Origin of the sequence: Acinetobacter lwoffii (assembly GCF_022809915.1) — a bacterium.
GTDB classification, from domain to species: Bacteria; Pseudomonadota; Gammaproteobacteria; order Pseudomonadales; family Moraxellaceae; genus Acinetobacter; species Acinetobacter lwoffii_M.
Genome location: NZ_JALGQY010000007.1, coordinates 62,627 through 77,933, shown reverse-complemented (window position 1 = coordinate 77,933; position 15,307 = coordinate 62,627). Strand labels below are relative to the sequence as shown.

Annotated in this window: 12 protein-coding genes; 6 read left to right on the top strand and 6 right to left on the bottom strand. The window is 42.0% G+C overall.

The features are described 5' to 3' along the window. The first annotated feature begins 269 nt into the window (after positions 1–269). From MTX11_RS05365 to MTX11_RS05355, 3 genes are all read left to right on the top strand, one after another. A complete protein-coding gene (locus tag MTX11_RS05365; protein ID WP_180180891.1) occupies positions 270–2,435 on the top strand; it encodes a malate synthase G in 2,166 nt (721 codons plus the stop codon). A 128-nt stretch (positions 2,436–2,563) separates the two neighbouring features. Next, positions 2,564–4,012 (top strand): aldehyde dehydrogenase family protein, encoded by a 1,449-nt coding sequence (locus tag MTX11_RS05360; RefSeq protein WP_243474558.1) that lies wholly within the window; start codon positions 2,564–2,566, stop codon positions 4,010–4,012. 92 nt (positions 4,013–4,104) lie between these two features. After that, positions 4,105–4,767 (top strand): SOS response-associated peptidase family protein, encoded by a 663-nt coding sequence (locus tag MTX11_RS05355; protein ID WP_005252213.1) that lies wholly within the window; start codon positions 4,105–4,107, stop codon positions 4,765–4,767. A gap of 78 nt (positions 4,768–4,845) precedes the next feature. On the opposite strand, the gene MTX11_RS05350 is transcribed toward MTX11_RS05355, so the two are convergent. Beyond that, on the bottom strand, positions 4,846–5,310 hold the full coding sequence (locus tag MTX11_RS05350; protein WP_243474557.1) for a MarR family winged helix-turn-helix transcriptional regulator: 465 nt from the start codon (positions 5,308–5,310) through the stop codon (positions 4,846–4,848). 741 nt (positions 5,311–6,051) lie between these two features. Between MTX11_RS05350 and MTX11_RS05345 the strand changes: the two genes are divergently transcribed. Continuing rightward, positions 6,052–7,575 carry a TerC family protein gene (locus MTX11_RS05345; RefSeq protein WP_243474556.1) on the top strand — a complete coding sequence of 508 codons (1,524 nt, stop codon included), beginning with the start codon at positions 6,052–6,054 and terminating at the stop codon, positions 7,573–7,575. Between the two features lie 572 nt (positions 7,576–8,147). Here the strand turns inward: MTX11_RS05345 and thiM are convergent. From thiM to MTX11_RS05330, 3 genes are all read right to left on the bottom strand, one after another. Continuing rightward, a complete protein-coding gene (gene thiM, locus MTX11_RS05340) occupies positions 8,148–8,996 on the bottom strand; it encodes a hydroxyethylthiazole kinase (RefSeq protein WP_082180536.1) in 849 nt (282 codons plus the stop codon). A 31-nt stretch (positions 8,997–9,027) separates the two neighbouring features. Then, positions 9,028–10,188, bottom strand: coding sequence for a hypothetical protein (locus MTX11_RS05335; protein WP_243474555.1), 1,161 nt, complete (start codon positions 10,186–10,188; stop codon positions 9,028–9,030). Between the two features lie 161 nt (positions 10,189–10,349). Then, positions 10,350–10,607 (bottom strand): hypothetical protein, encoded by a 258-nt coding sequence (locus MTX11_RS05330; RefSeq protein WP_004278839.1) that lies wholly within the window; start codon positions 10,605–10,607, stop codon positions 10,350–10,352. A gap of 361 nt (positions 10,608–10,968) precedes the next feature. On the opposite strand from MTX11_RS05330, the gene pepN reads away from it, so the two are divergent. Next, positions 10,969–13,575 carry an aminopeptidase N gene (pepN, locus tag MTX11_RS05325; protein WP_243474554.1) on the top strand — a complete coding sequence of 869 codons (2,607 nt, stop codon included), beginning with the start codon at positions 10,969–10,971 and terminating at the stop codon, positions 13,573–13,575. A gap of 215 nt (positions 13,576–13,790) precedes the next feature. Further along, on the top strand, positions 13,791–14,000 hold the full coding sequence (locus tag MTX11_RS05320; protein ID WP_004278836.1) for a hypothetical protein: 210 nt from the start codon (positions 13,791–13,793) through the stop codon (positions 13,998–14,000). A gap of 33 nt (positions 14,001–14,033) precedes the next feature. Here MTX11_RS05320 and MTX11_RS05315 read toward each other — a convergent pair whose 3' ends face one another. Together MTX11_RS05315 and MTX11_RS05310 are read right to left on the bottom strand one after the other, a co-directional pair. Next, a complete protein-coding gene (locus MTX11_RS05315; RefSeq protein WP_243474553.1) occupies positions 14,034–14,480 on the bottom strand; it encodes a universal stress protein in 447 nt (148 codons plus the stop codon). A gap of 133 nt (positions 14,481–14,613) precedes the next feature. Next, positions 14,614–15,057, bottom strand: coding sequence for a universal stress protein (locus tag MTX11_RS05310; protein ID WP_243474552.1), 444 nt, complete (start codon positions 15,055–15,057; stop codon positions 14,614–14,616). Between the last annotated feature and the right edge of the window lie 250 nt (positions 15,058–15,307).

Below are 15,307 nucleotides of genomic sequence, written 5' to 3'. Positions count from 1 at the left end.
ATATGATCGTGTATAACTAGAATGCATAATTTTTACTCGAAAATCTGAACTTAAGTCTAATTTCTACATTTCGAAAACTTTATACACTGTCATTAGGGTATTTAGCAGAATGATATCTATTTGTAACTGAGAAATATCAAATATGTTTATGAGGGTATTCATATTGGAAAAAATGCTCAGTATTTAGCAATGTGATAATACTATTCAGCTAGATTTTAATCGGTATACTAGAATCTCTTGTATAAAAAGTAGCAATATCAGGAAAGACAATGACTGCACGTATTCAAAAAGGCAAGTTAGCGATTGCTAAAGAACTTTACGATTTCATCGAAAATGAAGCACTACCAGGTTCTGGTTTAGACAGCGAAACATACTGGAAAAACTTTGAACAAGTCGTTGTTGATCTTAGCCCTAAAAATAAAGCACTTTTGGCTAAGCGTGATGACATTCAGGCGAAAATTGATGAATGGCACCGCAATAACACATTTGAATTACAAGCTTACAAAGCTTTCTTGACTGAAATTGGCTACTTGTTACCAGAAGTAGAAGATTTTCAAATCAGCACTGAAAATGTAGACGAAGAAATTGCAGTACTGGCAGGTCCACAGTTGGTGGTACCGGTACGTAATGCACGTTACTGCCTGAACGCTGCAAACGCACGTTGGGGTTCTTTGTATGATGCACTTTATGGTTTCGATGTCATCTCTGAAGAAGATGGCGCGGAAAAAGGCAAAGGCTATAACCCGAAACGTGGTGAAAAAGTTGTCGCATTTGCAAAGAATTTCCTCGACGAAACTTTCCCACTCGCACAAGGTTCGCACGCAGACGCAACTCAATACGCAGTTGAAGCTAATGCACTGGTTGTTACCTTGAAAGATGGTTCAAAAACAACTGTGGCAGATGCGGCTAAATTCGTTGGTTACAATGGCGAAGCTTCAGCACCAACTGAAATCGTATTTAAAAATAATGGCCTGCACGCTATTGTGCAAATTGATGCCAGCAGCCCGATTGGCCAAACTGATGCCGCTGGTGTAAAAGATGTAGTTCTTGAAGCTGCGGTTACGACCATTCAGGACTTGGAAGACTCGATTGCAGCTGTTGACGCTGAAGAGAAAGTGGAAGGCTACCGTAACTGGTTAGGCCTGATGAAAGGTACTTTAGAAGAGTCTATTGAGAAAAACGGTAAAACTGTTACCCGTAAACTGAATGAAGACCGTACTTTCAAAAATGTAGAAGGTGGTGAAACTAAAGTTCACGGCCGTTCATTAATGTTGCTGCGTAATGTTGGTCATTTAATGACAAACCCTGCAATTTTGGTAGATGGCGCAGAAATCTATGAAGGCATCATGGATGCATTGATCACTCCATTGTTGTCTTTTGCAGACATCAAAGGTGAAAACACGATCAAGAACTCGCGTCAAGGTTCAATGTATATCGTTAAACCGAAAATGCATGGTCCTGAAGAAGTGGCATTTGCCGTTGAATTGTTTGAACGTGCAGAACAGGCACTTGGCTTACCTGCAAAAACTTTAAAAATCGGGATTATGGATGAAGAACGCCGTACTTCTGTGAACTTGAAGAACTGTATTGCACAAGCCAAAGATCGTACCATCTTCATCAATACAGGTTTTATGGACCGTACCGGTGATGAAATCCATACCTTTATGGAAGCTGGTCCATTCGTTCGTAAAGGCGAAGTAAAAGGCCAAATCTGGTTCCCGGCTTATGAAAACCGTAACGTGATGATTGGTCTGCAAGCAGGTTTACGTGGTAAAGCACAAATCGGTAAAGGCATGTGGCCAAAGCCAGACATGCTGCTTGACATGTACAAAACCAAAACTGAACATCCTGAAGCGGGTGCGAGCTGTGCATGGGTTCCATCACCTACAGGTGCGGTGATTCACGCGATTCACTATCACCAGATTAATGTTGCAGACCGTCAGCAAGAGCTATTGTCGACTCAACCTTTATCTCTGGATGATTTGTTGACACCGCCATTGGCGAAAGACACCAACTGGTCTGAAGAAGAAAAAACCAAAGAACTCGAAAATAACTGTCAAGGTATCTTGGGTTATGTCGTTCGTTGGGTAGATTTGGGTGTAGGTTGTTCTAAAGTGCCAGACATCAATGATGTCGGTTTAATGGAAGATCGTGCGACTCTACGTATTTCTTCACAACACGTTGCGAACTGGTTGCGTCACGGTATCGTAAGTCGTGAGCAAGTAGAAGAAGTGATGCAACGTATGGCGAAAATTGTGGATGAGCAAAATGCCAATGATCCACTGTATACGCCAATGTCTGCTGACTTTGCCAACAATATTGCGTTCCAGGCAGCATCTGACCTGATTTTTAAAGGTGGTGAGCAGCCATCAGGTTATACCGAGCCGCTTCTGCACGCAGCGCGTTTAAAGTTAAAAGGTTATACAGGTGACTAATCCTGTCTAGCTTAAAAAAGCCTCTTCGGAGGCTTTTTTATTGTCTAATGGTAAGCCGTCGTTGTTTTGACTAGAAATTTTCCAGTTGAACTCTTAAAGTGGGGCAAAGCATGTGAGGAAACAATAAAATGACAACGGTATATCAAAATTTAGACCAGCAGTTTATTCATGGTCAGTGGCAAGCTGGTACTTCAACCAGAATAATAAAAAATATTAATCCCTATACCCAGAGTGAAATTTTTAGTATGCCAGCTGCCAGTTCTGTCGATGTCGACAGTGCTTATACCGCAGCAGAGCAGGCTTTTCAGCAGGGTGTTTTGAATCCCACTGAAGTACGAAAAACAGTGCTGCAAAATGTGATGACAATTATTCAGCAGCGTCGTGATGAAATCATTGACTGGCTGATCATTGAATCTGGTAGTACGCGCATTAAAGCCGGCGTTGAGGTAGGTGCTGCTCTGGGCATCATTCAGGAAAGTCTGGCTTTTCCAGATCAGATCCAAACTGAACAGCTCGAAAGCAAAGATCCAGCACGTAAAAGTATGGTTTTACGTAAGCCCTTAGGCGTGATTGCAGTTATAAGTCCATGGAACTTTCCATTTCATTTATCCTTACGTTCAGTGGCAACTGCAATTGCCTGTGGTAATACCGTTGTGCTGAAGCCAGCCAGTGATACACCAGTGACTGGCGGCACCTTAATTGGTAAATTATTTGAAGAGGCAGGTTTGCCTGCAGGTGCACTGAATATTGTTGCCGGTGCTGGCAGTGAAATCGGGGATTATTTTGTTGAGCATTCAGTGCCGAAAATGATTTCATTTACCGGCTCCACCGAAGTGGGAAAAAGTGTTGGCAGTAAGGCTCTAGCCAGTTCGAGAATCAAACGTCTGGCACTTGAACTGGGTGGCAATGCACCTTTGGTCATTCTGGATGATGCCGATCTTGATCTTGCGGTTGAACTAACGCTGATGGGGCGTTTTATGCATCAGGGACAAATTTGCATGAGTACTAACCGGGTCATTGTCGATGCCTCTATTCATGATGCTTATGTAGATAAGCTCCTGGATCGGATCAAAATAATTCCGGTGGGTGATCCAAATCTGGAAGATACAGTGATTGGTCCAATCATTAACCAGAGTCAGGTTGAAAAGCATCAACAGATCATTCAAACAGGCAGCGAGCAGGGCGCACAACTGGTCTATGAAGGAGAAATTGAAGGGAATCTGGTCTATCCACATATTTTTATTGATGTCGCGGAAGATTCCGATCTGGCGCAGCAAGAAAGCTTCGGTCCGATTTTACCTATCTTAAAAGCCCGGGATGAAGCGCATGCTTTAAACCTAGCCAATGCGACCGAGTTTGGCTTATCCAGTGCAGTATGTACTTCAAACATCGATCGAGGCACTGCTTTTGCCGCACAACTGGATATTGGTATGACGCATATTAATGGCATTAGTGTAGCAGACCAGTCAAATGCACCCTTTGGCGGCGAAAAAAATTCAGGATTGGGTCGTTTTAATGGCCGCTGGATTTTTGAGGAGTTTACCCGAACACATTGGTTGACTGTACCGAATTCATAACAGTCAACGCGCCTAAAACTATAGAAATACGACAGGCTTCGACTTGGCATCACGGTATAATGTTATGGTCGAATGATTTACATATATGAACCATGTGCGCCAATTTTAAGCCTTTAACCTTAGAGCAGTTGCATAATCTGGGATTGCCAGAAATTCCTTTTGAATATCCAGAGGAGGTCTATCCCAATTATGCTACACCGCTTTTGTTTCATTCAGCTCAAGGACTGGAATGGCGTTCCGTGAATTTTGGACTCATTCCGAAATGGGCAGAAGACAAAACTATAGGTACCAAGACCTATAACGCCAGAAATGAAACCTTACTGCAAAGGCCCACCTTCGCTGAAGCCACCGCCAAATGTCATTTTTGCGTCATTCCGGTATCGGAATTTTATGAGTCCAAATATTTTGACAATAAACCGCAGCGTTGGGGTGTAAGACGTAAAGATGGTCAGGCGACTTTTATTGCAGCTGTGTATGAGATTGCTCGGGTACAAGGTGAAATTGTACGCTCTGCCAGTATGATTACCATGGATGCAATTGACCATCCCATGATGAAGGAGTTTCATGAGCCGGGTAATATCAAACGCTCGGTTATTGTGATTCCACAGCAGCGACTGCAAGAATGGCTAACGCTAAGGCATCCGGATATTCGTAGCTTTGTAGAGGGCTTTCCGGTAGAAGAGTTTGAATGTTCACATGTACCAAAAGAAAAAATCAAAAAAGTCAGTCCACAACTGAACTTTTTTGATTTTTAGAAAGCTCTGGCGAATTATTTATTATTGTAAAGTATGCGCCAATTCGCCAGCGTCTATTTAAAATAAAAAGTAGGTCTCTTAACGAGCTAAATTTTTGAAAATATGACGTAAACTTTCCATGGTTTTTTCAATTTGCAAAGGCGTCAGGCCTTCAAATGACTGTTCCAGTACCACATTTGTCAGATCATTGATCTTATGCGTCATTTGCATGCCTTTGTCGGTCAAAAATACTCGGGTAATCCGTGCGTCATCCTCACATGAATAGGTTTCAACCAGACCTTCGTCTTTTAAGCGGTAGACAATTTTAGTCGTGGTCGACATTTTAGAAACAACCATCTGTGACAAATCAGAAACACTGGCATGCGGTTTAGCTTTTAGTGCAAGAAGGATGCGGCGGCGGGAATTGTCAACACCATACTTTTTTAGTGCATGATCGACATTAACGACGTATTGAGCATGAACCTGAGTTACCCAATAATATGGAAAGTTTTCTAAATTAAATTCTTCCGTACACGGCAAAAATTTTGCATATTTCTTAGTCATGAAATGTTCCTTGTATTTATTTTTCTAGGGCCCTTTCATTTTATGAAAAAGTTTATGCATATTTCAACCTTTATTTTAAAAATGTTAAAGCGCTAACACTTTTAGTTTTGCTTAACATCCCAAGGAGTTGATCAGTTCTGCATGTGAGCCTTATCTGGCGCGGAGACTGTTCTTTAAAATCGGATGAAAGGCGATAATATTTTGTATAAATTTAATTCCTCATTATGTATTTCGTGAGTAGAAATGTTTTCCAAGACTTTTTATTGTTCTTAAGCAGCCTGTCTGAATAGGTTTTAATACAAATAATTGTATTTCAATAAATTAATCGATTTAAGAAATATAGGGTGATTGAGTGGTTTTAGTCAATATATTAAATGATTATTTACAGCTATATTTTTAAGTGATTGTTCTTTCAATAAAAAAATAGTTTATGCTCTAATCTTTAAGTGACCTTAAAAGTAATGGTCTAATCAAACTAAATTCTGTTTATTTTTAATTCAATTCGAATAAATGATGTAGAAAAAATTAAAATTAATCAGTTTTAGCATCAATCAGTTGATCATAAAAGTCTCAATAAAATCATGATCATGTAATTTTTTTGTAAATTAATACATTACAAAATACTCAGTTTATGCATAATGGAATAGTCTTAAGTTGCATAGGTTAAATTTTAATGGATCCCTCGCCGTGCGTTGATCTTCCATCTCTATTTCTAGCTTACTCGAACGGGGTCATTCTCTAATGGAATTTTTATTAGATCCCGGAATCTGGGTAGGTTTAATTACTCTTATTATTCTTGAAATTGTTTTAGGTATTGATAACCTAGTCTTCATTGCCATTCTGGCTGAAAAACTTCCTCCTGAACAACGCGATAAAGCACGTGTTATTGGTTTGTCTCTCGCATTATTCATGCGTCTAGGCCTGTTATTTGCCATTGCCTGGTTGGTCACTTTGACACAACCATTGATTACTGTGTTTGACTGGACCTTCTCTGGTCGGGACCTGATCTTGTTATTTGGTGGCTTGTTCCTGGTGTATAAGGCCGTTACTGAGCTGCATGAAAAGATTGAAGGTAAACCTGAAGTCACAGTGTCTACCAATGTGGTATATGCAAGTTTCACTGCTGTTGTTGCACAGATTGTTGTTTTAGATGCTGTTTTCTCTTTAGATTCAGTGATTACCGCCATTGGTATGGTCGACAATATTTATGTCATGATGGCTGCCATGATTGTCGCAATGGGCGTGATGCTACTGGCATCGAAACCATTGACCAATTTTGTGAACCGTCATCCAACCGTGGTGATTCTGTGTTTAAGCTTCCTACTTTTGATTGGTATCAGCCTGATTGCAGAAGGTTTTGGTTTCCATATTCCAAAAGGCTATATCTATTCAGGTATTGGTGTTGCGATCATAATCGAAGCATTCAACCAGTTCGGTCAGCGTAATGCTGCTAAACATGAATCCAAGATTCCTTTGCGTCATCGTACGGCTGACTCGATCCTGAAGTTAATGGGTGGCAAGCTAGAGACGACCGACAGTCAAAATAATCAGGCACAAGAAACCTTTGCAGATGAAGAACGCTATATGATTGGTGGGGTGCTTACCCTTGCAGAGCGTTCAGTCGCTTCTATCATGACGCCGCGCGGTCAGATTTCATGGGTTGATCTGGAAGATAGCCCAGAACAGATCCGTGAAAAAATTCTGTCTGTTCCACACAGTCTGTTCCCGGTATGTCGCGGTAGCCTAGATAAGGTGATTAGCGTAGTACGTGCCAAAGAATTATTGGATGTACTGGAAGAGCCGGAAGAATTAAAAGCACTGATTAAACGTCATCGCCCAATTTATATCTTTGAAAAAATGAAAGTTATTGACGCAATCAATACCTTGCGTACCTCTAAAGGTTCTTTGGTCTTGGTGAGTGATGAGTTTGGTAATGTGCAGGGTCTGATTTCACCGCTAGATGTGTTTGAAGCAATTGCCGGTGAATTCCCGGATGCTGATGAACAGCTAGATCTAGTTAAAATCGATGATACGCACTGGATTGCATCGGGCATGTTAGATCTTTATCAGCTTGAACTGGAACTTGGCATGATTGATCTGATTGATGAAGATGCCGGTTATATCAGTGTTGCGGGTTTGATTCTGGATAAAACCAACAGTACGGTTGACGTGGGCACCGAGTTAAATTATCAAGGTGTACAGTTCAAAGTCACTGAAATTGAAAGCAATCGTATCAAGTCGGTCAGCATTCATTACGCAGGTTAAACAGGTGTTTTAAACACGTTATTTATTCAAATCTTAAAAGTCAGTTGCTTTAGTGGCAGCTGGCTTTTTTAATGCATATTTGTAAAGCTGACTTATTGAAATCAAAGTTAGCTCATTGTTTGAACTGATTTTTATTAGTCTATTCATACTATTAGTCATGTTCCCGATTGAGCTGAATATCCTAGTATTGCACTGAAATTTTAAAGCCGAAAAAGTCAAATCAGCAATCAAAAATAAGCATGATCAGGCTTCAAATATTGATTCATGTAACCTGTTAATCAAAACTTAAAAGTCATATTTAAATACTGACAAAAAATTGAACTACAATTCACATGAACTAGATTTGCATGATGCAAACAGATCTTAAGTAAAATGGAAGCCGTTTGTGTGGAAATCACTAGATAAGTTGTATGAAGCCTATTCAGTTCAGAATAAAACTACTCAAAAATGATCTCCGAAAGAGCTAGACAGAACATTTTTAAGGAGATCAATAGAGCAAATGAGCAGAATCAATATAAAGAGGGGCGTTTAGCTATTCAAGAGAACAAACACCCTGTGAAGCGACTAGTAAACTAAATGGATTCTGGCAGAATTTTAAAGTTGGCGTATTTTCGGATTGTTTCAGTATTGAGTTGGTGGATTTCATCCAGAAAGGCGACATTAAAACTGCCTAACTGTTGTGCGCGTTCAAATGCCAATTGACCGGCAATTGCAAAATGTACATGTGCCGTTAATGCAGCAAGGGCTGGAGACGTTACTGCACTATAGGCAGCGATCAGTGCACCGAGTGCACATCCCATCGCCGTGATTCGGGGCTGTAAAGCAGAACCGCCTGACACCTGTATCACAGGATAGTCTTTCGAAATAATGTAATCAGATTCACCGGAGATTGCGATACATTCACAATGATCCAGCAAACTTCGCGCCTGTAAATAAACATCCGCACTGTCTACTGTGCTGTCTACACCCTTGGACTCGATCTGCTTGCCAGCCAAAGCACCAATTTCAGAAGCATTGCCTCGTAAAATCGTAGGCTGGGAATGCATCAACTGATCTACGACGCCAGAACGCCAGCGCAGAACTGTTCCATAACCGACCGGATCAAGCACCCACGGTTTTTGCAATTGATGTGCAGTTTTCGCAGCAATCTGCATCGCCTGAACCTGCTCGGTAGTTGGTGTACCCAGATTCAGACTGATTGCTGCTGCAATCTTGGCAAAACTTTCAGCTTCAAAAGGATTGTCGATCATGGCCGGAGAAGCATGTGCAGCCAGTACAATATTGGCGACATAGTTGCTGGCCACCGTATTGGTCATGATATGCACCAGGGGTTGCTGTTGCTGAAGTTTCAACCAGGCTTCACAGATCTGGTCCAGAAGTGTTTGCTGTAATGCTTGCATCGAAGTAGTCATCGTGGTCATTTAGAATAGGAGAAAGATTCGTTGTATTCGGTCAGCGGGTAAAATAATGGTCTTGATGCTTGCAGCTACGACAGAACAGGCTGACATAGTCACTGGCATCATAATCCACCGACAGTTCCTGTGAGCCGCAGTGCATACAACGTTTCTGGGAATAAAATTTCAGGCGGGGTTCGATCTTGTGCCACGAACGCCATACTGGCTGAAAGAAGATATTTTCATCATAGCCCAAAAACCGATAAAACAGGATTTCGCTCATCTTGCTGAATGCCAGTTGCGGTGGACGCGGCAGGGTAGAGGTTTCCCATTTTTCTGTAACTGAACGTTCGCGGTACTGCTGCAAGGTTTTTTTCAGCAGATTGGTATTAATAAAGTTTTCATTGCGAGGCTTGAGGGCTTTTTGTTTGTACAGATATTCCAGTCCTGTTTGTACCAGATAATAAATCTGTCCCACAGCCAATACATCCAAAAGACGATAGCAAAAAGTCTGAAAGCTCTGATTTCCGGCGATCTGCACATTCCAGCTACGGCAATAGAATTGGGCAAACTGAATGATTTCTTCATATAGCAGGCAATAGAGTGCATCTTTGACTTCATCTGCACTTTTAAAGGGCACACCTTGGCTCAGGTTTTGATAAAACCAGTTGCGCAGCTGCTGGGTGATACTGAACAGGGTCGGTTCAGAATAACCATCCAGTCGCACATTAATATAATAATGCTGATTTTCCTGCTGGAGATCTTTGGGAATCAGAACCTGATCCCGGATCAGGCTTTTTACCAGACCATGTTGGAACAGATAGTTGGGACTGAGGGAATAATATCGAATTTGATGCCAGTCAATATATTCACGGTGCTGACTATATTCCTGCACCTGTTCATCCAGAATCGCAAGTAAAAACAGTTTATTGATAAAACTGAGCTGATTCAGCTCAAGAACCGGCCGATCCTGTTTTTTATGATATTGACGGTTTTCCTGTAAACGGACTTCCTTGAGCATTCGTTTACGCTGCGCCAGACAGTGTTCACAATAACAATTGTGCTTTTGATCGGAATAAAGCTGATGCTGGCAATGGCTGCATTCATGATAGCTCAGCTCCTGATCATATTGTTCTGCCTCAATCCAATACATCGATGCCTTACACAATGGGCAGTGAGTACTTTCATCAAGCTGTTTTTGCAGAACACTGAATACCATGGTCGCGAGCAACTCTAGAATGGAAGGGCATTTGATTATACACGGCTGATGAGATGCAAACGTAGTGGACTGGTGCAATTTTTCTAAATCAAAATTAGTCACCCAAACAGGAGAAGAGCTACCGAAGTAGCTCTGATTTTAAAAACATGAAATGACGTTTTTTAAACCGGGCAGGGTAATGTGTCGTCCTCCTCGCCGCGGTGTTTGGCATGAATTAAGGCCTGAACCTTTTTAGAGGGCACTTTTTTGGCACCGAGTGCATCGTAGGTGTTGAGAATGGCAGTCACTTCATGGGCCTGAAGCGGAATGCCTTCACAGCTCATCAACAGGGCAATCACTTTATGGTCAATATTGGCCTGATCCAGGGTCTGCAAAGTTTTGATATTTTCGATCCGTACAACATGCTGTTTTAAATACATGGCTCACCTCATCATCGTTATCATTATTCTTTCATTGGAAGTGTGGAAAAACACAGTTTAACTGTAGCAAGAAGTGTGCTCATTTATTAATCAGAATTTATTCGGTACTCAGCAAATAAAATTATATATTTTTAAATCAGTGATTTATGAAAATGTAAGAAATTATGATCCTGACTATTTTTATGGCACAGATATTTCTTATGTAGAGTCGAGTGCTGCTCAATTAGGCAGAATGCATTGAAAGTGGTGCATGAAATGCCCATATTAGATCTAACAATACAAATGCACAGACAGCGTTTAAAACTTGGCGTATGATTTTGACATGAACAATGTCGAACACGATAAAAGATTAGGACAGGACATGAATATTGCGGCAAACCCGGTGATCGAAGCGGATCAAACCATTTATTTAAAAGACTATCAAAAACCTTCCTTTATTGTTGATTCCATCGACCTGAATATTCAAGTCTATAGTGACCACAGTCTGGTCAGCAGCAAGCTGGAGATGCAGCGCCAAACTGCTGGCGATCTGGTTCTGCTTGGCCGCGATCTAGAGCTGCAATCGATTAAGTTAAATGGTCAAACCCTGAATGCCAGTGACTACCACTTGGATGCTGAACAGCTGGTCATTGCCAATGCACCTGATCAAGTGTTGCTTGAAATTGTGGTTAAAATCCACCCTGAAAGTAATACGATGCTGGAAGGTTTGTATCAGGCCAGTTCAGATCTGTTTGTGACCCAAAATGAACCAGAAGGGTTCCGTAAAATTACTTTCTATCCAGACCGTCCTGATGTGTTGTCGGTCTTTACGACGCGTGTCGAAGCAGATAAGAAATATCCGGTTTTGCTTGCAAATGGTAACCTGCTGGAAACAGGTGAAGTCGATGCCAATCGTCACTATGCCGTGTGGCAGGATCCGACCAAGAAACCGAGCTATTTGTTCGCCTGTGTCATTGGTGATTTGGCAGTGATGAAAGATTCCTATGTCACATCGGAAGGCCGCAATGTAGCTCTGGAAATCTACGCAGAAGAAAAAGATATTCCAAAATGCAAGATCGCCATGGAAGCGCTCAAACATTCCATGCGCTGGGATGAGGAGCATTATGGTCTGCCTTATGATCTGGATAACTACATGATCGTGGCGACCAGTGCATTCAACATGGGTGCCATGGAAAATAAAGGTCTGAATATCTTCAATACTTCATGTGTGCTGGCCGATGAAGAGTACACCACTGATGCTGCTATCATGCGAGTGCAGTCAGTCATTGCGCATGAATATTTCCATAACTGGACTGGTAACCGGATTACCTGTCGTGACTGGTTCCAGTTGTGTCTGAAAGAAGGCTTGACCGTATTCCGTGATCAGTCTTTCTCGGAAGATTTACAGTCGGCTGCAGTACAGCGTATTGATGATGTGGCAGTTCTGAAAGCACATCAGTTCCCGGAAGATTCAGGCCCATTGTCACATCCACCGCGTCCGGATCATTTTGTAGAAATTAACAACTTCTATACCGCCACCGTTTATGAAAAAGGTGCGGAAATTAACCGCATGATGGCGACCTTGCTTGGCAAGGAAAAATTCCGTCAGGGAACCGATGAATATTTCCGCCGTCATGATGGTCAGGCGGTAACGGTTGAGGATTGGGTGGCTGCACTAACAGCAGGTTCAGGTGTGGATCTTTCAAATTTCCTGACCTGGTATAACCAGCCGGGTACGCCTAAACTTCAAGCAAAAGCTGAATATGATGTAGAGACCCAAATCTATCGCCTCAGCTTTAAGCAAAGCCTGAAAACCCATGCTAAATATCCAAATCTGAAAGCAGTACCCATTCCAGTCGCTTTGGCATTGTTTTATGCTGAAACAGGTGAGCAGCTAACGTTGAACTCTGAGGCACTCTTTGAAAATGGCGTGAAAGATGGCGTGTATCTGTTTGATCAGGATGAGGCAACGATCGAATTTAGCGGTGTGACAGCAAAACCAGTGGTGTCCTTGCTGCGTAATTTCTCTGCACCAGTGAATCTGGACTTTGACTATTCAGAAAAAGAGCTGGCTTTCCTGTTGCAATATGAAACCAATGGTTTTAACCAGTGGCAAGCGACCCAGACTTTACTTGAACGTATCTTGTTGGATGATCAGCCTGCAGAAATTTATATCGAGGCTATGCTCAATACCTTGCCGGAGGTGATTGAGAAAGATCCGCTGTTGGCATCACGTCTGTTTGATGTTCCGTCGGAAGGTTATTTAGGTAGCCGTATTGATCAGGATTATAATCCGGTCATGATTCAGGAAAAGCGCGAGGCTTTGCTGCATACCTTGGCACGTGCATTTGGGGAAACTGCGAAAGAAACTTATCTCAATCTGGATCCTGATCTGCAATCTGAATTCTCGCAAGCGATGGGCGTGCGTGCCTTAAGAAATATCATGCTGACGATGATTGCTCGTCAGGGAGACGCATCTGCCTTTGATTTAGCCTATGAGCAATATCACACGGGGAATATGTCTGAACGTTTGGGTGCGCTGAAAGTCTTGGTCTGGAATGATGCATCACAAGCAGAAGAAGCTTTGGCCGATTTCTATAGCCGCTTTGAAGATGAAGCCTTGTCTTTAGACCAATGGTTTATGGTTCAGGCAGCACATCCAAAAGCAACGGATGCAACGATTGCGTATCTGACCCAGCATCCGGATTATGATCTGGCTGTGCCTAACCGTATCCGTGCAGTGAGCGGGGGGCTGAATGCTAATCCGGTCAATACCTGGAGCTTTGGCGTGCAGCATTTTATTGGACTGGCAAAATATCTGGACGAGAAAAACCCGATTGTAGGCTCACGTTTGCTACAGGTATTGTCACGCTGGTATACCTTGGCAGAACCGCAACGCAGTGAAGTGAAAGCACAGCTTGAAACCTTAAAGCCACTGGTTAAATCTAAAAACGTGTCTGAGACACTCAATAGTATGCTCAGCGTATAACATCAATATTCATAAAAAACCGGATCGACCTGATCCGGTTTTTTATTTCCTGTTTATTTCAAACGCTGGCTTTAAATACAGTTGAATTTCTCTAAAGGCTTAGGTAAGTACTAAAGGGTGTTACAGTATGATTATACGGAAAAGAGTATTTGTTTATTAAGCTGTAAGCTAGGTAAAGGGATCTACAGATTCGCTTACTAGAGGTTGTCCAAGATATGTTAGTGAAAATTGAAGATGGTTTTTATTTAAATAGCCAGCATATTATTGCCGTACATGTCAGCAAGAATCCTGAAAATGGCTTACTTGAAATCTCCATTCAATATACGCCGCATTCCATTCAGCAGGTCGGAGAATACAAAAAAGTATTTCAAAGCCAGCTTGATGCTGAAATTTTCTTAAGTGAGTTAAATCAAAAACTTCGCTAAAAGCCTGCATCATACAGGCTTTGATTAAGCATCTTATTGTCTGACGATGAGTACTGGAATAGAGGAAAGTGCCAGAACATTTTGAGCGACACTGCCCAGCATAAGTTTTTGCAGACCTTTACGACCATGTGAACCCATAATGATCATATCGGTCGGGGATCCATTTGCAGCCTGCATAATGCCTTCTGACGGTGCTATGCCATGCAGGATTTTTGTCGTCACCTGGATGCCATCACGAACAAAGTTCAGTTTCAGTTCATTTAAACGATCAAGTGCATTTTGTTCTGCATGCATAAAGTAATCTGTGACTGCTGGAGCAACTTTGTAAAAATCTACGCCCTTAAAGGGATCCACCGCAATCACACTGAGTAAAGTGACATGGCTATGAAATACTTTGGCCAGTTCCAGGGCGTGATCTGCGGCAGCATAGGAAATCGAGGACTCATCGAGTGCTACGAGAAGATGATCATAGTTATTCATGGTGCTTCCTCATATTTATTATTGCAGTAAGCGGGGGGTGGTTTGAGCGAGTAAATCTCCACAGCATGTTTTGCTAGAGGTTCAAATGTAAAGTAACAAGTACTGCGCATCTTGAAGATGCGCAGCATCAGGATTATTTTTTCACGATCAGTACGGGAATTTCACTCGCACCCAATACATCTTGTGCAAAGCTGCCCAGAATCATTTTCTGGAAGCCTTTACGGCCATGAGAACCCATGACGATCAGGTTGGCTTTCACCTCACCCGCGGTTTCAGCAATATGTTCTGCATTGACTAAACCTGTGACAATGCGGGATTGCGCTTCAATACCTTCACCGGCTGCGATGGCAGTGGCTTCTTTCAAGGCCTTTTTGGCATTGGCATGTGCCTCGATAAAATATTCCTTCATGATAGAGGAGCTGTAATAGAAATCAGCCTCGGTAAAAGGATCTTCTGCGATCAGGCTGATCAGGGAAAGCTGACTACCAAATGCCTTGGCAATTTTGGCAGCATGTCGTACTGCAGAAAAGGAAATTTCTGAACCGTCCACTGGGACTAAAATATGTTGATAGGCCATGGCTTTTCTCCGCAGGTTGTCTGATTTTTAGGCTTGGTTTATTGATAGCACAGTGCTGTGGCGGGTGCAATTGCAAAAAAGCGGTAAAATTGAAAAAACTCATTAAATTACAAATATTTTTCATGTAAAAGTGATGAAAAAAACAGAGTAAAAAACTCGGAATTGCAGTTTTAGTGATCAAAAATAAGAGGATGAATAGTCCTTGTTTGCAGCAGGATAGTTTAAACTGCCGTAGCCTGTTTTTAGATCA